The organism is Acinetobacter sp. SwsAc4, assembly GCF_013391535.1.
Classification (GTDB): Bacteria; Pseudomonadota; Gammaproteobacteria; order Pseudomonadales; family Moraxellaceae; genus Acinetobacter.
This window is the reverse complement of the sequence record NZ_JACAXC010000004.1, coordinates 1-19281: the sequence shown is the minus strand read 5'-3', so window position 1 is coordinate 19281 and position 19281 is coordinate 1. Positions and strand designations below refer to the sequence as shown.

The 19281-nt window shown below is 38.2% G+C and carries 16 protein-coding genes, 6 tRNA genes and 3 pseudogenes; 18 read left to right on the top strand and 7 right to left on the bottom strand.

What is annotated here, in order from left to right:
• Positions 1–2 precede the first annotated feature (2 nt).
• Positions 3–361: pseudogene (locus HYG88_RS15225) on the top strand (DUF488 domain-containing protein).
• Between the two features lie 51 nt (positions 362–412).
• A complete protein-coding gene (locus HYG88_RS03510; RefSeq protein ID WP_005162025.1) occupies positions 413–757 on the top strand; it encodes a zinc ribbon domain-containing protein YjdM in 345 nt (114 codons plus the stop codon).
• Between the two features lie 186 nt (positions 758–943).
• Here the strand turns inward: HYG88_RS03510 and HYG88_RS03505 are convergent, their stop codons facing one another.
• Entirely contained in the window at positions 944–2659 is a 1716-nt protein-coding gene (locus HYG88_RS03505; RefSeq protein ID WP_005162024.1) for a proline--tRNA ligase, read from the bottom strand.
• 190 nt (positions 2660–2849) lie between these two features.
• Complete coding sequence (locus tag HYG88_RS03500; RefSeq protein WP_005162020.1) at positions 2850–3506, bottom strand: hypothetical protein; 657 nt, start codon at positions 3504–3506, stop codon at positions 2850–2852.
• A gap of 280 nt (positions 3507–3786) precedes the next feature.
• On the opposite strand from HYG88_RS03500, the gene pilG reads away from it, so the two are divergent.
• From pilG to HYG88_RS03470, 7 genes and pseudogenes are all read left to right on the top strand, one after another.
• Positions 3787–4170 (top strand): twitching motility response regulator PilG, encoded by a 384-nt coding sequence (gene pilG / locus HYG88_RS03495; protein WP_004652356.1) that lies wholly within the window; start codon positions 3787–3789, stop codon positions 4168–4170.
• 19 nt (positions 4171–4189) lie between these two features.
• Positions 4190–4552, top strand: a complete 363-nt coding sequence (locus HYG88_RS03490; protein WP_004664659.1) for a PleD family two-component system response regulator — start codon at positions 4190–4192, stop codon at positions 4550–4552.
• Between the two features lie 39 nt (positions 4553–4591).
• Positions 4592–5128 (top strand): chemotaxis protein CheW, encoded by a 537-nt coding sequence (locus HYG88_RS03485; protein ID WP_005162018.1) that lies wholly within the window; start codon positions 4592–4594, stop codon positions 5126–5128.
• Between the two features lie 47 nt (positions 5129–5175).
• On the top strand, positions 5176–7263 hold the full coding sequence (locus tag HYG88_RS03480; RefSeq protein ID WP_005162015.1) for a methyl-accepting chemotaxis protein: 2088 nt from the start codon (positions 5176–5178) through the stop codon (positions 7261–7263).
• 156 nt (positions 7264–7419) lie between these two features.
• A pseudogene (locus HYG88_RS15410) lies at positions 7420–9940 on the top strand (Hpt domain-containing protein); the annotation flags it as partial.
• Between the two features lie 116 nt (positions 9941–10056).
• Positions 10057–12447 (top strand): annotated as a pseudogene (locus tag HYG88_RS15405) (response regulator); the annotation flags it as partial.
• Between the two features lie 11 nt (positions 12448–12458).
• Positions 12459–12914: a hypothetical protein gene (locus HYG88_RS03470; protein WP_004664651.1), complete on the top strand. Its 456-nt coding sequence runs from the start codon at positions 12459–12461 to the stop codon at positions 12912–12914.
• Positions 12915–12964: 50 nt separating this feature from the next.
• Here the strand turns inward: HYG88_RS03470 and dapE are convergent, their stop codons facing one another.
• The 3 genes from dapE to HYG88_RS03455 all read right to left on the bottom strand — a co-directional run bounded on the left by dapE (position 12965) and on the right by HYG88_RS03455 (position 15348).
• Positions 12965–14098, bottom strand: coding sequence for a succinyl-diaminopimelate desuccinylase (gene dapE / locus HYG88_RS03465; RefSeq protein ID WP_005162009.1), 1134 nt, complete (start codon positions 14096–14098; stop codon positions 12965–12967).
• Between the two features lie 124 nt (positions 14099–14222).
• On the bottom strand, positions 14223–14366 hold the full coding sequence (locus HYG88_RS03460; RefSeq protein ID WP_017196706.1) for an entericidin A/B family lipoprotein: 144 nt from the start codon (positions 14364–14366) through the stop codon (positions 14223–14225).
• A 100-nt stretch (positions 14367–14466) separates the two neighbouring features.
• On the bottom strand, positions 14467–15348 hold the full coding sequence (locus tag HYG88_RS03455; protein ID WP_005162005.1) for a DUF1853 family protein: 882 nt from the start codon (positions 15346–15348) through the stop codon (positions 14467–14469).
• Positions 15349–15448: 100 nt separating this feature from the next.
• On the opposite strand from HYG88_RS03455, the gene HYG88_RS03450 reads away from it, so the two are divergent.
• From HYG88_RS03450 to HYG88_RS03410, 9 genes are all read left to right on the top strand, one after another.
• Positions 15449–15814 carry a YbaN family protein gene (locus tag HYG88_RS03450; protein ID WP_005162002.1) on the top strand — a complete coding sequence of 122 codons (366 nt, stop codon included), beginning with the start codon at positions 15449–15451 and terminating at the stop codon, positions 15812–15814.
• 387 nt (positions 15815–16201) lie between these two features.
• Entirely contained in the window at positions 16202–16708 is a 507-nt protein-coding gene (elsL, locus tag HYG88_RS03445) for a cell wall-recycling L,D-carboxypeptidase ElsL (RefSeq protein WP_005161998.1), read from the top strand.
• A gap of 166 nt (positions 16709–16874) precedes the next feature.
• Positions 16875–16950 (top strand) — tRNA-Val (locus tag HYG88_RS03440).
• A gap of 23 nt (positions 16951–16973) precedes the next feature.
• Positions 16974–17050: transfer RNA gene (locus tag HYG88_RS03435), tRNA-Asp, on the top strand.
• 45 nt (positions 17051–17095) lie between these two features.
• Positions 17096–17172, top strand: a tRNA-Asp gene (locus tag HYG88_RS03430).
• A gap of 103 nt (positions 17173–17275) precedes the next feature.
• Positions 17276–17351 (top strand) — tRNA-Val (locus HYG88_RS03425).
• Between the two features lie 38 nt (positions 17352–17389).
• Positions 17390–17466: transfer RNA gene (locus tag HYG88_RS03420), tRNA-Asp, on the top strand.
• An 82-nt stretch (positions 17467–17548) separates the two neighbouring features.
• A tRNA-Val gene (locus tag HYG88_RS03415) sits at positions 17549–17624 on the top strand.
• 87 nt (positions 17625–17711) lie between these two features.
• Positions 17712–18182, top strand: coding sequence for a DUF2750 domain-containing protein (locus HYG88_RS03410; RefSeq protein WP_005161994.1), 471 nt, complete (start codon positions 17712–17714; stop codon positions 18180–18182).
• 31 nt (positions 18183–18213) lie between these two features.
• On the opposite strand, the gene HYG88_RS03405 is transcribed toward HYG88_RS03410, so the two are convergent.
• Together HYG88_RS03405 and HYG88_RS03400 are read right to left on the bottom strand one after the other, a co-directional pair.
• A complete protein-coding gene (locus HYG88_RS03405; protein WP_005161991.1) occupies positions 18214–18999 on the bottom strand; it encodes a YdcF family protein in 786 nt (261 codons plus the stop codon).
• Positions 19000–19138: 139 nt separating this feature from the next.
• Positions 19139–19281 (bottom strand): transposase domain-containing protein (locus tag HYG88_RS03400; protein ID WP_178882603.1); only part of this gene is annotated, 143 nt, incomplete at its 5' end.

Here is a 19281-nt window from a genome sequence, read left to right as displayed (position 1 = left end):
ATGTGAGAATTGAAATTAAACGTATTTATTGATCTTGTTGAGCCGACGGATGGACAGCATGTACTCGTAGATCGGTTATGGCCAAGGGGAATATCGAAATAGCAGGCACATTTAGATTTATGGCTTAAAGATATTGCACCCTCAACTGAATTGAGAAAAAGCGTTTTGTCATAAGGTTGAACATTGGCTGAGTTTTCAGGAAGAATATTATGAAGAGCTTAAAGAAAACCCTTATGTAAATCAGCTTAAAGACATGGTACAGCAACAGTAAGTAACGCTCATTTACGCAACTAAAGATATTAAGCTTAGTCATGCCCTAGTACTTAAAAATTATTTAATTGGACAAGCGATTCAAGCTTAAATTTTGAAAAAATGCGTCTATCGATCATAATAGTGCTTTTGAGATGTTTTTATGTCTTTTCCACACTGCCCAAAATGCCAATCAGAATATACTTACCAAGATGGCGACTTATTGATTTGCCCTGAATGTTCACATGAATGGAAAGAAGGTGAGGCATCTGCTTCAGAACAACAAGAGATTATTAAAGATGCCAACGGTAATATTTTAGTTGATGGTGATAGCGTCACTGTCATAAAGGATTTAAAAATCAAAGGTTCATCATCTGTAGTTAAAGTCGGGACGAAAGTGAAAAGTATTCGTTTATTAATCGATGCGAATGATGGACATAATATTGATTGTAAAATCGATGGGATTGGTGCAATGAAATTGAAATCTGAATTTGTAAAAAAGATCTAATCCAAATCATTTAAGGGGGCATGTCAGTGCCCCTTTGCTATTCAAAAACTTACCAAAAGTGAACAATAAATCATTTTCTATTGGTATAAAAAATAATCTATAAATAAAGCTATAACAATCAAAACAACAGTTTTCAATAAAAAAGCCGTTTATTATTAAACGGCTTTTTTATTGCTAGGATGAAGATTAGCCTATAAGTTTAGCTAAGAGTTCTTCTTTACCTAAATTGCTTGCTTCAAGATCGCGACGACCTTTGTACTCAAAAGTACCTGCATCAAGACCTTTCTCACCAATAACAATACGATGAGGAATACCCATTAATTCAAGATCAGAGAATTTCACACCAGGGCGTTCATTACGATCATCAAGCAATACATCATAGCCTTGAGCTTGTAATTCAGCATAAAGCGCTTCAGCTGCTTCAAGGGTACGAGGTGATTTATGCGCATTCATTGGCACAATCGCAATGTCGAATGGAGCAATCGCTTGAGGCCAAATAATTCCTTTGTCATCAAAGTTTTGTTCAATTGCTGCTGCAACCACACGTGTTACACCAATTCCATAGCATCCCATTGTAACAGTAAATGGTTTACCATCTTCACCAAGTACTTTACACCCTAAAGCTTCTGAGTATTTTGTACCGAGTTGGAAGATATGACCGACTTCAATACCACGTTTGATTTGAAGTGTACCTTTACCATCTGGAGAAGGGTCGCCTTCAACAACATTACGTAAATCATAAACTTCGGTGAATTTTGCATCACGCTCCCAGTTCACACCTGTCGCATGTTTATCGACTTCATTTGCACCCGCAACAAAGTCAGATAATACGGATGCAGCACGATCCACAATCACGGTTAAGCCTTTTTCAACTAAACCTTGTGGACCGCAGAAACCTGCTGTTAAACCATGTTGTTCTAATTGTGCTTCAGTTGCAAATGCCAAAGGTGCAGCAATTAAAGGGTGCTTTTCAGCTTTAATATCATTCAATTCGTGGTCGCCACGTAAAAATAGAGCAACAACGGGTGTATTGCCATTTTCATCTGTTTGACCTTGTACAAGTAAAGCTTTTACAGATTGTTTTGCATCACTGTTTAAAAATTGGCAAACATCGGCAATTGTTTTCTGATTTGGTGTATCGACTAAGGTCATTGTTTGAGCTGGCGCAGCACGCTCACCGACTAACAATGCTTCTGCCATTTCAACGTTAGCGGCGTAATCAGATTCAGTAGAAAATGCGATATCATCTTCGCCACTTGCAGCAAGTACATGGAATTCATGTGATGCAGAGCCACCGATTGAACCTGTGTCTGCTTGTACAGGGCGGAAATCGAGACCTAGACGTGTAAAAATACGGCTATAGGTGTCATACATGACATCATAAGTTTCTTGTAGTGATGCTTGATTTGCATGGAACGAGTAAGCATCTTTCATGATAAATTCACGAGATCGCATCACACCGAAACGTGGACGAATTTCATCACGGAATTTAGTTTGGATTTGATAGAAATTTACTGGTAATTGCTTATAACTTTTCAGCTCATTACGTGCCAAATCTGTAATGACCTCTTCATGAGTAGGACCAAGCACGAATGGATTATCATGACGATCTTTGAAACGAAGTAATTCTGGACCGTATTGTTCAAAACGACCAGATTCTTCCCAAAGCGCAGCAGGTTGAGTGACAGGCATAAATACTTCTAATGCGCCTGAACGGTTCATTTCTTCGCGAACAATCGCATCTACTTTCTTTAAAACACGTGTTCCCATGGGCAACCAAGAGTATAAACCAGAAGCTAATTTACGAATCATCCCCGCACGTAACATGAGCTGGTGCGAAATGACTTCAGCATCATTTGGGGTTTCTCTTAACGTTGCAAATAAAAAGCGGCTTGCGCGCATGGAAACTATCCTAAAGTTAAGTGTTATTTAGAAATACTCAAACGAGCAAAATTATCTACTCGGTTTTAAGCAATTGGCATTATGACATGAATCATTGAATTTCGTGTAATCTAAAGCAAGCTGAATGAATTAAAACTATGAAAAGTTAGGATTAATATTTTTGAGAGACCATGCAAGAAAAATTCTAAGTCTATTGTGTTTTTTGTTCAATATTTTTTAAACGGTTAATAATATCAGCATAATCTGTTTCAGTTTTATGATATGCATTACGTAAACTTTCTACTGTTCTTTTTACATTTTCAATATTCTTGGCATTATTGTCTAAATTATTTTTGAGTTGAGCGGGGGGCGTTTCTCCCTTACGATGATATTCCATCTCTTGTCGCTTAAATCCAATTTTGTCTTGTTGAAGCTGTTGTAATTGTTGTTGTTGATAATTAAGTTGCTTTTTCAAACTAGCCAAAATTTGATCTCTTTTTGTTGCCGCTATTTTTGTATTTCCATAAGCACGTTTTAATCTCATATCTTGTTCGCGTTGACGTGCAATAAATTCGCGACGAGAAGATTGTTGTACATCTACTGTTGCGTTATAAGCACGGTTGCGTTTGATCACTTGCATATTACGATCAAGTGCTTCATAACCATAACGAATATGTTCAGGTGTAACTGATGTACTCACATTAGCAACACCATTTTTATCATAATAACGATACCATACAGCTTTGGGTTGCTCTGTGGCTGCAAAACTTGAACTGCAAAAAATCAATAAAAAAAACGCGCAAATGTAATTACGAGCAATCGTTGTAAAGTGGCTAATGCCGAAACCGCACTTTAACGAACCAGTCATTACATTCCCCGGAAAAAGTTAACTAAATCACTTATTTTTAAATAATAATCAGTTGTATATTAGTAGCTATTTAGATAATTAAAAATAGTGAGTATACAAAAAATTTAGGAATTTGACGAAAAGTGTGAGAAATTTGTTATTGTTGGTGAAAACTGATAGGTTGGTTCAAAAAACTTCATTGATAATGCAAGTAAAGATATGTTAAAAATATCAACTGATGTGTATAAAACAAATTAAACCAACCATAATTTGTATTGAGTGAATGGGGCAGGACAATTAAATGGAAGATAAATTTCAAAATTTGAAAGTAATGGTGATTGATGATTCAAAAACGATTCGTCGTACAGCTGAAACGCTTTTACAACGAGAAGGTTGTGAGGTGATCACCGCTGTTGATGGTTTTGAAGCATTATCAAAAATTGCAGAAGCAAATCCTGATATCGTGTTCGTCGATATCATGATGCCTCGTTTAGATGGTTATCAAACCTGTGCACTGATTAAAAATTCTTTAAATTACCAAAATATCCCAGTGATTATGTTGTCAAGCAAAGACGGTTTGTTTGATCAGGCTAAAGGGCGTGTTGTGGGTTCGGATGAATATTTAACTAAGCCATTTAGTAAAGATGAGCTGTTAAATGCGATTCGTAATCACGTTAGCGCATAAAATTTAAATTGAGGAAAAAATGGCTCGTATACTTATTGTAGATGATTCACCTACTGAAACATTTCGCTTTAGAGAAATTTTGACTAAACACGGTTATGAAGTTTTAGAAGCAACCAATGGCGCTGACGGTGTCACAATGGCGCAAGCAGAACTACCAGATCTCGTATTAATGGATGTGGTAATGCCAGGAATGAACGGTTTCCAAGCGACACGCCAAATTAGCAAAGGTAAAGACACGCAGCATATTCCTGTTGTGATCGTAAGTACCAAAGATCAGGCAACAGATCGTGTTTGGGGTAAGCGTCAAGGTGCTTGTGATTATTTGACCAAGCCGATTGATGAGCAACAGCTCATTGATGTGATTAAACAATTATTAAGTTAATTCGTACGAGCCTTTTCATTACTCAATACGGGATAGGGTATGGCAGCAAATGGATTTATCGAATTGCTTCGCTTATCCAAGCGAGGCAACAAACAATATGCTTCAACTCAAAATGAAGTCAGCCGTTGGTCTGGTATCGCATTTGAGATGTTAGGGCAATATTTCGTTGCACCATTAGGGGAGATTTCGGAGGTGATTTATCCTCCAAAATATACCCCTGTTCCTAATACTCAGGCATGGGTACGTGGTTTGGCAAATATTCGTGGTCGATTGCTTTCAGTTTCTGATTTAACACATTTTATTTCAGGACAACGGAGTCAGTTTTCACCAACACAAAAAGTAATATGCATTAGCCATCAAGACCATTATGTGGGTTTGGTTGTCGACCAAGTTCTTGGGATTCAGCACTTTAATAAAAAGAGTTTCTTTTCACAAAGTGCTGATCTAGATGATAAATTGAAAGATTATTGTCAGGGATACTTCCATCAACATAATCAGCAATGGCATGTGTTTTTACTGAGTCGGTTGTTGCAAAATCCTCAATATATGAATGCATCAATAAAATTTATAAACTAATTTGATACGCTACGGAAAATAAACGCGTATTCAGGGGAGAAGCTGACATGGGCTTTAAACTTAAAAAGAAAAATGGTAGTAGTGGTGATAGTACTGGTCTTAAGAGTGGTGGCGCATTTTTAGAGAATGCTCGAACGCAAATTGATCAGTTTTCTCGCTTATTTGGTGAAACTGAAAAGTCGAAACCAATTCTATACCGTGCGATTGGTGCTTTAGCTCTTGCAGTTATCCTCTTAATTTATTTATTCGTGAGTGTTCCTCGTCATAACCAGTTAACTCGTAGTTTGGGTGAGTTACGCTTGTTATCTCAGATGATTTCTCGTCAGGCAACTGAGGCAACGGCATCTGGTACACCTGAAGCAATGAAAAGTTTAGTTGAATCTAAAAAGCGTTTTGCTGAGAATTTAGAGACGGTTGAAAGTGTATATGGTACTGGTTCAGAGGAGTATAAAAAAGCAAATGCACTTTGGACGAGTGTTTCGAAGAACATTGAGTTAATTGCTTCACAACAAAAAGTCATCAATCAATTATACGATACAAATATCTCGATCAGTGAAACGATTCCTGAAATTCAGGCTGAATATAACTTGATGGTTGATCAGATGGTTCGTGAGAACATGCCAAGTAGTCAGGTAATTATCACGAAAAACCAAGTGTTTATTGCTGAACGTATTTTACGTTCGATTAACTCTGTTTTAGTTGGTACCGATAACTCAAACGTTTCGGCAAACGACTTTGGAGCGGATATTGATACCTTTGGTGTTTATTTAAATGCACAGTTAAATGGTAGTACAGAACTTGGTGTAGATCGTATTGCGTCTCCTGATTTACGTGAGTCTGTAGATAGTATTAAATCTGATTATGATGCAGTATTGAAATCAGCGGCAGCAACAGTATTACAAAACGCAAACCAAATTGTTCGCGTACGCCAAGCATCTTCGCAAATCTTTTCTCAATCTGATGCCTTATTAACGTCATTAAACGATTTATCTAATAAAGCAGAGGGTGGCTGGGGTAACGTTATTGCGGGTGTTGTATTAATTGGTGCGTTAGGTCTATTGATTTTCTCTGCACTACAATTACTTGCTTTACGTAGTAATACAGATAAAGAGCGTGTAACTCGTCTACAAGATGAATATGACCGTAACCAAAATGCAATTTTACGTTTACTAGATGAAATTGCCGACTTAGCAGATGGTGATTTACGTTCATATGCAACAGTATCAGAAGATTTTACTGGTGCGATTGCTGACTCGATTAACTTCGCGATCGATCAATTACGTGACCTTGTATCTCGAATCACTGAAACATCTCAAGAAGTTGCTCGTTATACTCAAGATACTCAAGATATTACCAACCAATTAGCAGAAGCTTCTGAACATCAGGCGCAAGAAATTGCAGGTGCATCAGCAGCGATGAACGAAATGGCATTGTCGATTGACCAAGTATCTTCGAATGCATCAGAGTCTGCTGAAGTAGCACAACGATCTGTACAAATTGCATCGAATGGGGCAGAAGTTGTAAACCGCTCGATCGAAGGTATGGATCACATTCGTGAACAAATTCAAGAAACTTCAAAGCGTATTAAACGTTTAGGTGAATCATCTCAAGAGATTGGTAACATCGTATCCCTAATTAACGATATTGCCGACCAAACCAACATCTTGGCATTAAACGCAGCGATTCAAGCATCTATGGCTGGTGAAGCAGGTCGTGGTTTCGCAGTCGTAGCTGACGAAGTACAACGTCTTGCAGAACGTTCTGCATCAGCAACGAAACAGATTGAAAGCTTAGTAAAAACCATTCAAACAGATACGAACGAAGCCGTTATTTCAATGGAACAAACGACGTCAGAAGTTGTTCGTGGTGCGAACTTGGCAAAAGATGCGGGTATTGCACTTGATGAGATTCAAACGGTATCTGGTGATTTGGCTAAATTAATTGCGAGCATTTCTGATGCAGCAAAACTTCAGTCTGCATCAGCAAGTCACATTGCAACAACGATGAATGTTGTACAAGAAATTACGTCACAAACGACGACAGCAACGTTTGATACAGCTCGTTCGGTTTCTGAATTGGCAAATATGGCTGAATCATTACGTGAATCTGTAACTGACTTTAAGCTACCTGAATAAGCAGCAAAGGGGAGGCAGAGCATATCTGTCCTTTCCCTTTTTTGAAGAGATGTAGAATATCTCTACAAGATGATGACTGACATGGAGCTACATCTTGTGTGATAGATACACGTAATTTTTAGCCACAATTAGTGGATAAAAACGAAAGAAGCCGCTATGAAAGAAATATTAAAAACGTTAGTTGAAACGATGACGCTTCCTGAAGATAGTTATCTTGAGCAAGATGCAGAAATTCTTGAAATTTTTATTGAAGAATTAGATGAAATCTTTGTTGAATTAGAGCCATTAATCGGTCAATGGATTGAACAGCCAAATCAACAAGATGTGCTCACAGATATTCGTCGACATTTCCATACCTTAAAAGGTTCTGGAAGGATGGTTGGCGCCAAATCTTCAGGTGAATTGGCGTGGACGGTTGAAGATACTTTAAATCGAGTACTTGCAGGGACAGTGTTGTTGAATTCAGATATTCAACATTATGTAAAAGCGGTTTTTAATATCTACCGCTTTAAACTTGTACATGATTTTAAATTGGTTCAAAAACATCAGATAGATTTAAAACCTTTGGTTTTATTAGGTCAGCAACTACAGCAGCAACTTAGTATAGAACCAGCGCTAGCTGAGTTATTACAATTATCGAATATGCTGAATGATAACGCTGAAACTGGTCTCGAATTGATATCCGTAAATGTGGATACTGTCGTAGAAGAGAAGACTGTTGATGTCGCAGATTCAGAATCTGTATTTATAGGTCATCCGCTAGATGATGAAGCGTTAATTAAAGAAACATTATCGATTTTCTTGGAAGAAGCAGAAGATCATTTGACTACGATCGATCAATTTTTACTAAATGATCGTCCGACAAATGATAATTATAATACGCTAATTCGAGCGCTTCATACTCTACGTGGCAGTTCTGCTATGGCGCATGTTGAGCATGTGTTTGAAGCAAGTTCGAAAGTTGAGAATTTATTCAAAACATTATTGCAAGAAGAGCTTGATTCAAGTTCTGATGAAACGGCACTTTTGACACACTATGCACAGTTTGTTCGTGACTATTTGCACACGTTGAAACACCAAGGTTCGCAACAGAAATTTGAAGAAATTTATAATACTTTCAATGTTGCATGGGATAGTTACGATTTCCAATTAGAAGAAAAACAAGGCGAATCTTTACGTCCACAAGGTTTAGTTTCACAATTACTAGAATTGAATATCAATGATCTTCTTGACGTTGAGTTTGATTTTGAGAAGCGTGCACGTACTGAATTTCCTCAATATATTCAACTGTTAAGTCAGCAAACTGAAACTTTATTAGAACATACCCATCATCATGCGACGATTGGTATGTATCAATATACAAGTTTGTTACGTTCTAGTTATCAAGATCTGTTATTTAAGCCAGATTTACTGAATCTTGATTATGCTTTTGAGCTGTATTATCAGGTACATCAACAGTTCATTCAATTGTTTGATACCTTGGCTGCAGGGCAGCGTGTGACTTTGACAAAGGCACATGAACTTATATTAAATGAATTGAGTTCATTTACACAGCAAAATATTGAGTTCTTGGAAGCGCCTGTAACTGAGCAAAAAGCAGGTTTGGTTGAAGCATCTATTACTGAATTTGAGCCGTCTAGTAATAAAGTTGATGTGAGTGATTTAGCTGCACAATTCGCTTTAGATAAACAAAGCTTGCAATCAAGTGATTCAAATCGTGACTTTGATCCAGACTTGTTAGATATCTTCCTTGAAGAAGCTGATGAGTTATTGGTTGGTATTGATGCTGATCTAAATACATGGACAGCTGATCAACAAAATGTAGGTGCATTGAAAAACTTGATGAGATATTTGCACACCTTAAAAGGTGGTTCAAATATGATTCAAGCAGGTCATATTGGTTTAATTGCACATGAATTGGAAACAATTTATGAGAAATTAATCAATCAGCAGTTACAACCGAACCCACAATTAATCGCAATCATTCGTGCAGTACAAGATGATATTGCAGATCGAATTCAAACTATTCGTGATAAACAAGTCGATTATCCAGCTACACATGCGTTGAATGTATTAGCAAACCAAGATTCAGCAAGTGTTGCATCAATGGTTATTCCTGTTGATGACGTTCAAGAATTGGATAGTTTGAATACAGCCACAGTGGAAACCACGGTTGATTCGACTGTTTTTGTAAATACGTTAAGAACTCAAACACATCATGCTGTTGATGTGGGTGATTTAGCTGCACAATTCGCTTTAGATAAACAAAGCTTGCAATCAAGTGATTCAAATCGTGACTTTGATCCAGACTTGTTAGATATCTTCCTTGAAGAAGCTGATGAGTTATTGGTTGGTATTGATGCTGATCTAAATACATGGACAGCTGATCAACAAAATGTAGGTGCATTGAAAAACTTGATGAGATATTTGCACACCTTAAAAGGTGGTTCAAATATGATTCAAGCAGGTCATATTGGTTTAATTGCACATGAATTGGAAACAATTTATGAGAAATTAATCAATCAGCAGTTACAACCGAACCCACAATTAATCGCAATCATTCGTGCAGTACAAGATGATATTGCAGATCGAATTCAAACTATTCGTGATAAACAAGTCGATTATCCAGCTACACACGTACTTCAGTTGCTTCAGCAAGCAGATCAATCTATTGATTTTACTTCGTCATCATCTGTTACTTTTGAGCCTGTAGCCGAAAATCATGTTGCCGCTGTGATCGAAACGGATGATCTCACGGACTTATCAATTGATGAATTCTCATTGGTCGAAGCTGAAGAAGTTCTAGAAGATACTTCAAATGCTGAAATTGTTCATGAAGTTGCTCTTGATGATGATGTTCGTTCTCTTGTTGAGCAAACATTCTTAGAAGAAGCAGAAGAACTACTTGAACAAGCCAAAGTTCTATTAAGACAATGGTTTGATCAACGTGGTAATCGTAGTTTGCTCTTACAGTTACAACGTAATGCCCACAGTTTAAAAGGTGGTGCACGTATGGCTGAGTTAGATGCAATTGCGATTGTTGCTTATCATCTCGAGAATGCATTTGAACAGTTTGGTGTACATCATTTCAATTCAAATGTTTACGATAATCTTCTCAATACAGCACTGGCTTGGTTGAGTGATGCGATTTTCAAACGTCAGTATGCAAACTTTGACGGCTTAAAGCAAAGTTTAGAGAATATGGAGTTTGTTGATGTTTCAGCACAACTTCCACAAAAGCTCTCAGCTAAAGATATTTTCACTCCAGAATATACAATGGAGTTTGTTCAAGGTGATGGTACAGAACCTCCATCAATGTTAGGTGAGTGGGAAACGACCGAACGTATTGAACAAAATAATGAGATGATTCGTGTCTCCGCTGACGTCATTGAGAAAATGATTGACTTGTCAGGTGAGAATGCGATTAACCGTTCGCGTATCGAAATGGACCTTGGTCAATTGGGCGGTACATTAACGGAGATGGAGCTTGCGATCAAACGTTTGGCAGATCAGTTACGCCGAATGGAAGGTGAGTTAGAAAGTCAAATTATCGCACGTCATGGTGGTGAGAACTCTCGCTATGCAGATTTCGACCCATTAGAGATGGACCAATATTCATCTTTAAATCAGTTGTCAAAATCTCTTGCGGAATCCGCGTCGGACTTGGTTGACTTTAAGACCACACTTTCTGAGAAGATCCGTGATACGGAAGGTTTGTTATTACAACAATCTCGTATTCAAGCAGAAATTCAAGAAAGTTTGATGCGTACCCGATTGGTACCTTTCTCTCGATTATTACCACGTTTACAACGTATTGTTCGTCAAACAGCATCGACTTTAAACCGACCAACAGAATTAATTGTTAACAATACTGAGGGTGAATTAGACCGTAGTATTTTGGAAAAATTGGTTGCGCCATTTGAACATATGTTGCGTAATGCGATTGACCACGGTATTGAAGACAGAGAGCAACGTTTACAAGCGAAGAAACCAGAAACTGGACATATCGCTTTAGATATTGGTCGTCAGGGTACTGATATTGTTGTGACATTTAGTGACGATGGTAAAGGTATCGATGTGAATCGCATTAAAGATAAAGCGATTCAAACAGGTTTAATGACTAAAGAGCAGAAACTTGACCATGAAGAAATTCTGCAATTTATCTTCCATCCAGGTTTTAGTACGGCTGCACAAGTTACACAAATTTCTGGGCGTGGTGTTGGTCTAGATGTTGTTCAGAGCGATATTAAAGCGCTTGGCGGTCATGTGAGCGTTAACTCTGTTTTAGGTAAAGGAACAACATTTACCATTCGAGTACCGACTACAGTAGCTGTAAGTGATGCCTTGATGGTAAAAGCAGGCGATCAACAGTTTGCCTTCCCACTTGCACAAATTGACCGTATTGTTCGTATTTCACCTGCGGCATTAGAACAATACTTTGAAAGTAAAGACGATTATTTCAAGATCGATCAAGAAAGTTATCGTTTACGTTATTTATCTGAATTTGTTGCTGGGCAGCCGATTCCTCGTTTAAATGGCGTTGTTCATTCATTGCCTGTATTGTTGGTTAAAGGTGCGCAGGGGCAAACAACAGCATTACTTGTTGATCAGTTAATTGGTTCTCGTGGACAAATTGTTGTAAAACCTATTGGACAACAGTTCTCAAGCATCGGGGTGATTGCTGGTGCGACGATTATGGGTGATGGTCAGGTATGTTTGATCTTAGACGGTCAAAATATTGCTCGACAAGCACAGTCTACAGCACGTAGTAAACAGGCTGATGAAACTTATACCAAGCAGCGCTATGATGAACGTCGCTTGATTATGATCGTCGATGACTCGGTAACTGTACGAAAGGTAACTTCGCGTCTATTAGAGCGTCAAGGTTATGATGTTGTGACTGCGAAAGATGGTGTGGATGCGATTGAGCAGCTTGAAACCATTAAGCCAGACTTGATGTTACTTGATATTGAAATGCCGCGTATGGACGGTTTCGAAGTAACAAACCTTGTTCGACATCATGAATTACATCGCGATTTACCAATTATCATGATTACATCACGTACGGGTGAAAAGCATCGTGAACGTGCTTTATCACTTGGTGTAAATCAATATATGGGTAAACCATTCCAAGAAGAAACACTCTTGGAAAATATTGAAAGTTTACTAACAGTGCGCTCATGAGGTAAGAATTAATGGTAAAAAAAAGCGCAAACTCAGGTTTGGGGCAAATTGACCAACAAGAGTTACAACATTTAATTACGGTATCAACAGGGTTTATTGATGCTTATATTATTAAATGTCATGAAAAAGTTCCAATGCTGCTACCGCAGAATATCGTGTTATCAGCGATGGATACACAAACCAATATTGATCATGTTGAATGGCATGATCTCAAACTTCCTATTTATGCTGTAAATGATCCAGCAAATAAAAATGGGGTAGCGTTGGTGGTTGAAGGTGATGATGTTTCAGAACGATTTGCTTTGGTTTGTAATGAAATGCCTGAATCCATTCGTTTACGTATTTCTGAAATTGTAGATGAAGAAAAAGACATTGATGACAATAACGTATTTAAATATGTCAAGATTGGGGAAAAACAGTTTTATGTCCCTCATCTACAAAATATTCAAACCCAACTAGGGTTATAAATAAAAAAGGAACTCAAAAGAGTTCCTTTTTTATTGCCTCAACTTGTATGTTAAGCAAGTAATTCAACTAAAATTTGCTCATAAATCTCAGCAAGTGGCTCTAAATCATCGACATTTACATGTTCATTGATTTGGTGAATTGTTGCATTTAATACGCCTAATTCTAGAACTTGAGCGCCCGTAGGTGCAATAAAGCGGCCATCTGAAGTTCCTCCACTTGTCGATAGAACAGTTTCAACACCAGTCACATTTTTGATCGCTGTTTTTGCAGCATTCACTAATTCACCAACAGGGGTGAGGAAAGGTAAACCTGATAGTGTCCACTGAATATCGTAAGTTAAATTATATTTATCCAAAGTCTCAAGTACGCGTTGTTTGAGAATTTCAGCTGTCACTTCAGTTGAGTAGCGAAAGTTAAAAGTAACTTTTAGTGTGCCTGGGATTACGTTGGTTGCACCTGTTCCAGCTTGTATATTTGAAATTTGGAAAGAGGTCGCAGGGAAATATTCATTGCCATTATCCCAAACAGTATCGCACAGTTCAGTTAAAGCCTTCGATGCTAAATGAATAGGATTTTCTGCTAAATGAGGGTAGGCCACATGTCCTTGTTTGCCATGAACAGTCAAAATCGCATTCAAAGAGCCACGACGACCATTTTTGACGATATCACCTAATTGATGTGTGCTCGATGGTTCGCCTACCAAGCACCAGTTCATTTTTTCGTTACGTGCTTCTAAAGTTTCAATGACCTTCACTGTCCCGTTGATTGAAGGACCTTCTTCATCAGATGTAATCAAAAATGCAATAGAACCTTTATGGTTCGGATGCTTCGCCACAAAACGTTCAGATGCAACCACCATTGCAGCCAGTGCTGTTTTCATATCTGCTGAACCACGACCATATAATTTACCGTCACGAATACTTGGTAAAAATGGATCTGAATTCCAAGCATCTAAATGGCCTGTAGGAACGACATCTGTATGACCTGCAAAACAAAAAACAGGTGCTGTAGTGCCTCTGCGTGCCCATAAGTTATCAACATCTTCAAAACGCATGTTTTCGATATTAAAGCCAATTTTTGCTAAACGCTCGGCCATAATATTTTGACAATCATGGTCAACAGGGGTGACAGAAGGTTGGCGTAGGAGCTGTAAACTAAGTTCAAGAGTGTCGGAATGGTTCATGCGAGATGTGGTTAAATCTGGTGAAATCTGAACCGATATAATAGGGGAATATGATAGAGAAAGGTATGCAAAAATAAACCTTATCTATGTTTAGATAAGGTTTTGCGAAGGGTGTTCACTAAAATTACATTTTATCCTGAGTTTTTTCAGCAGTTTGAGTAACTTTGTCACCCGCTTTAGATACATCCTGCCCAAAACCCTTAAATGTATTACAACCAGTTAAAACAAAAGCAGTCATGATTGAAGCAACTAAGATTTTTTTCATCATCTTCTCCGTTTAAATGTAATTATGATGTTCTTAGAGGCTAAGAAAAAAAGCAGAAAATAAACATAATGATTTGATAGTAGAAGTGTTATAAAATGTTACTTTATAAAAAATAATCTGATGAAGAAGATCTAATGAATAATAAAGAGGGTTGGCGAAACATATAAAAAGAGGGACTAGGTGTGTCATGATAATAAAGACCATTTGTCCACCATGTTGCATTTTTTGAGGATGCTTGCTGATTAGGACATAACCATTCATGACGTTGTAATCGATAGTAATCTGTTGTGGGAATATTAGTTCCCCATAATCCCAAACGTCGGGACGAGTTGACCCAGTTAGGGAGTGCCAACTGATTCAAATCAGTTGGCAAATATAATTGCCCTTTCATAACTGCAAATTTTCGTTGAATCTGATGATGATTTGCATCCGTAAACTGAAATTGACGTTGAGTGAAATGCTTCAATTTTCTTTGTAATGTGTCTTCTCGATTTAGCCCATACCATTGCGCTAAGGCTAAGTTACTTTCGCCTAGGTAATATTTTAGTGCAACTTCCCAATGTTCAATTTCTTGTGTGTCTTGATTTAAAATAAGGAAATCTAGTTCACCTAGCGTAATCGCTCCTGCAATTTTTTGAATGCTATGACCTAAAAGTTGATAGGGATGATACTCATCATCTAATAACCAAAACCAAAGTAAGTTCTCGAATCGTAGCCCAAGGCGAGTACTTTTGAGTTGAGCAAGAAAATCAATGAGGGCTTGCGGATGTTGATCAAGTTGCTTTAAGCGTTCTTCATAGCGTTCATAATGAGTTTGCCAGATTTGATCAGAATGGAGCTCAAAAGTATGCTTTATCACTAAATCTGGCGGGATTCGAGCTAAAATATTTGGACTGGCGATGCAAAAAGCCAAGTGACGTACTATAGGATTCTTAAACTGCAACCAAGGTTCAAAAAAAAGGGTCGTACTCATTAGGCTCGACATGCTGTTACTCAATCATGGAAATAATAAGTTAAGTTTAAGAAAGAGCAATAAAAACAATTTATACTAGCATGGTTGTAAACATGTGTTGGTTAATTACTCAATGAAAACATTGTTCTGGCGTAGTTTAGTTGTGATTTTTATTGTTTTAGGAATCATTGGAGCAATTTTACCAGGCATGCCAACTACTGTGTTTTTAATCCTTGCAGCATGGGCTGCATCGAAAGGATGGCCTGAAATGGATGCTTGGCTCTTGAATCATCCTAAATATGGACCGACCTTACGCAATTGGCGTGAACATGGGACAGTACCGCGTAAAGCAAAATGGATAGCCAGTATTATGATGCTAATGAGTGGTATTTTAATGCTGTTTACCAACGCACCATTCATTGTCAAAATTTTTACAGATCTCACTATGTTTATTGTTTCTGTGTGGTTGTGGTTAAGACCCGAGCCTGAGCGAGGATAAACAAAGCAACGCTTTGTCCGAGCGCAAGACGAGCAGCTATGCTGCGAGTGGCGAGTTAAGAAAAGCAACGCTTTGTCCGAGCGCAAGACGAGCAGCTATGCCGCGAGTGACGAGGATAAACAAACTTAAAGTTTTTCCTTAATGGCAAGACCTCGCACCAAATATGACCCATATGCCGTGAGTTACGTTGTTAAGAAAAGCAATCCTTAGCGCTGAGAATTGATTAAAACACTACTTTTGCTGATCTAAAACAGCATGTTTGATCTTACTATGCTGTTTTGTTTTTTATATTTAAAATCAATCAACAATCAAAACTACCGAAAAATACAAGAAAAAGCTTTGGGTGTATGTTGAAATATCTGTGTTCTATCATCTGTTGAGATAAAAATGACTTATACCCTTGATCAGGCAGACATCGTCATAGATTTAGCACAACAAATTCTACATTTGCCAAAGCACAATAAATTTTATGTGATCTCTTCTGGCAAGAATGGTATTGGTGAGCAAGAGAATAGCGGTAAGACGCCAAGAGGTTGGCATCAAGTCGCACAAAAGATTGGTGCAGACCTAAAGAAAAATACGGTCTTTATTGCACGTCAGCCGACAGGGGAAGTGTATAACCAACAACTCGCACAACAATTTCCACAAAGAGATTGGATTTTGTCACGAATTTTATGGTTGGATGGTTTAGAAGATGGATTCAATCATGGAAATGGTTGCGATACATTTAAACGATATATCTATATTCATGGCACGCCTGATACAGAACCGATGGGCATTCCGATGTCACATGGCTGTATTCGGATGAAGAATGATGAGATTATTGAGTTATTTGAGCTAATTTCTGAGCAGGCGCTGGTTTATATTTCAGAACATACTTTAGAAAATGAATGATGAAAATATGAATAAGTGCTTAAATAAAATACGAAAATCTTGATTTTTTCAATGAATTACTTATTTTTTAATCATTCGTACGCTTTTTTCAGAAAAGAATGGCAAAAGCGTTTGACAGGCTGTAAAGATTCTCTATAATGCACCTCACAAACGATGAAGACGTTAAGGGCGCTTAGCTCAGTTGGTAGAGCGTCTGCCTTACAAGCAGAATGTCGGCGGTTCGATCCCGTCAGCGCCCACCAAGCCTTTACGTTAAAACTCAAGTGCAGCGGTAGTTCAGTTGGTTAGAATATCGGCCTGTCACGCCGAGGGTCGCGGGTTCGAGCCCCGTCCGCTGCGCCACTTAAGTTTTAATATCGTTTTACCCTATAATTGCAAGATTATTGTGCAGCGGTAGTTCAGTTGGTTAGAATATCGGCCTGTCACGCCGAGGGTCGCGGGTTCGAGCCCCGTCCGCTGCGCCACTTTAAGATTGCAAGAATAGATAGAGTTAAGTAAATTAGAGTTTATATTCTTTGATACTTAAACAATATTTAAAGCATTGCTTTAAATTTGTTACCTCGCTCAGGGCGCTTAGCTCAGTTGGTAGAGCGTCTGCCTTACAAGCAGAATGTCGGCGGTTCGATCCCGTCAGCGCCCACCATAATTAGTGACATATACTTCTTAATAGAAGTAAGCAGTGCAGCGGTAGTTCAGTTGGTTAGAATATCGGCCTGTCACGCCGAGGGTCGCGGGTTCGAGCCCCGTCCGCTGCGCCATTCTCTTAATACCTTTTTTGAGAATGTTTGTTTTAACAAGTATACTTATACTTGATCTCTGATACGAGTTTACTCTCGCTCAGGGCGCTTAGCTCAGTTGGTAGAGCGTCTGCCTTACAAGCAGAATGTCGGCGGTTCGATCCCGTCAGCGCCCACCATAATTTCTCTTCTAGTTCAAATCCTTGTAATTTATATAGAATTGTTTTATTATTAGCGTCAATAATGATTCTAATATTGAATATTTTATGAAAAATCCATATCAACGCAAGGCTGCGTCGAAATCACAAACAACAAATTCTAGTTCCTCACCAAAAGATATTTATCGTCAATTTATTCAAAATATTATTATACAAAGGCAAGTTATTGCGCTTTATCATGATGGGTGGGCCTTATGTTCAACCCCATCTGGTCAACACGCATTATCGATTTGGCAAAATAAAGGTTTGGCAAAATTATTGATTAAAGATAATTGGGCTAAATACGAGATTCAGGAAGTATCACTGTGGGTTTTCATTGAAAAGATGATTCCTTTTTTAAAAGAAAATAATACGATTCTATCTTTAGACCTTACCCCAGAGGGTAACAATCTATTGGTTTCACCTGATACTTTTTTATTGGATGTAAAAAATTTCCTTTACCAAATTTATTTACAACGACCAGATGTATTTGCTGAGTTAAAGTTACCTTTGCCTAGAGATATTCGTCTACACAATTAAATGAGATAAATTGATTGGGGGACAACCCCAATCAATATTCATTCAGAAGCCAACCACTGGCATAAGCAAAGTATTCTCTTAACCATGCATTATAGCGTGTGGTCACTGGTGTCGTTGCGCCAAGCATAATGATATTACGATAGCCTTGTTTCTTTGCGATCGCGGCGGCGCGTAATGTGTGGAAATCGCTGGTTACAATCGCGATCGGTTGATGGATGTCAATCTGTTGTGTCTGTAATAAGTGTTGGCTATTTCTAAGATTCAGCTCCGTACTCGTGCTTTTATCTTCCAAGATGATCTGTGAGGCAGGAATATGATAGTGCTGCTGTACATAACGTGACATGACAATCGCTTCACTATCAGTTTCACCAAAATCAATACCACCTGTCATGACTAATTTGGCATGAGGTTGTGCTAAAGCTACAGGGGCAGCACGGTCTAAGCGTTTCGCCAATGTGGCAGAAGGTTGTCCATTTTCAACGCCACTGCCTAACACAATAATGGCTTTAACCGTAGGGATATTTTGAGTTTTGGTATTATTGTCTGAAATGTAATTAAAGAAATAGCCTAAGCTAACGACCCAAATCCAAAAGCACAACCAGCCGAAGCGCCAAATTGAATGCAGACGAAAATGATAGAAGAAGAAACGTTCGATATGATAATAGAAATAAGCATAGAGACAAAAAAATAGCCCAAGTAGTAGCGGTAGTACTGTTCCAATATGAATCTTTTTAAAGGCGATTAGAATAGCGCCATCTAAGAACAGAATTGAACCGATAAGGGCTAAAACAAGACGAACCCATGAACTTATTTGCATAATCTTAATTGTAGTCAATTTGAATCGTGCTCAGTGTATGCAAAATTCTAAGAAAGGCAAATTCTCTTATGTTTTGATGAAAAAAACGAGTGGCTGGCACTCGTTTTTAAAGTAAGCATCCAGTGAAGCCCACTTGAACTCAAGCAGGCTTCCAGTTATGCGGCAGCAGCGCTTCGATATCTTTCATTTTATGTGTTGGCAGCCTTTTCAACACATCACTGAGATAGGCATACGGATCAAGACCATTCAGCTTGGCTGACTGGATTAAAGTCATGATGTTCG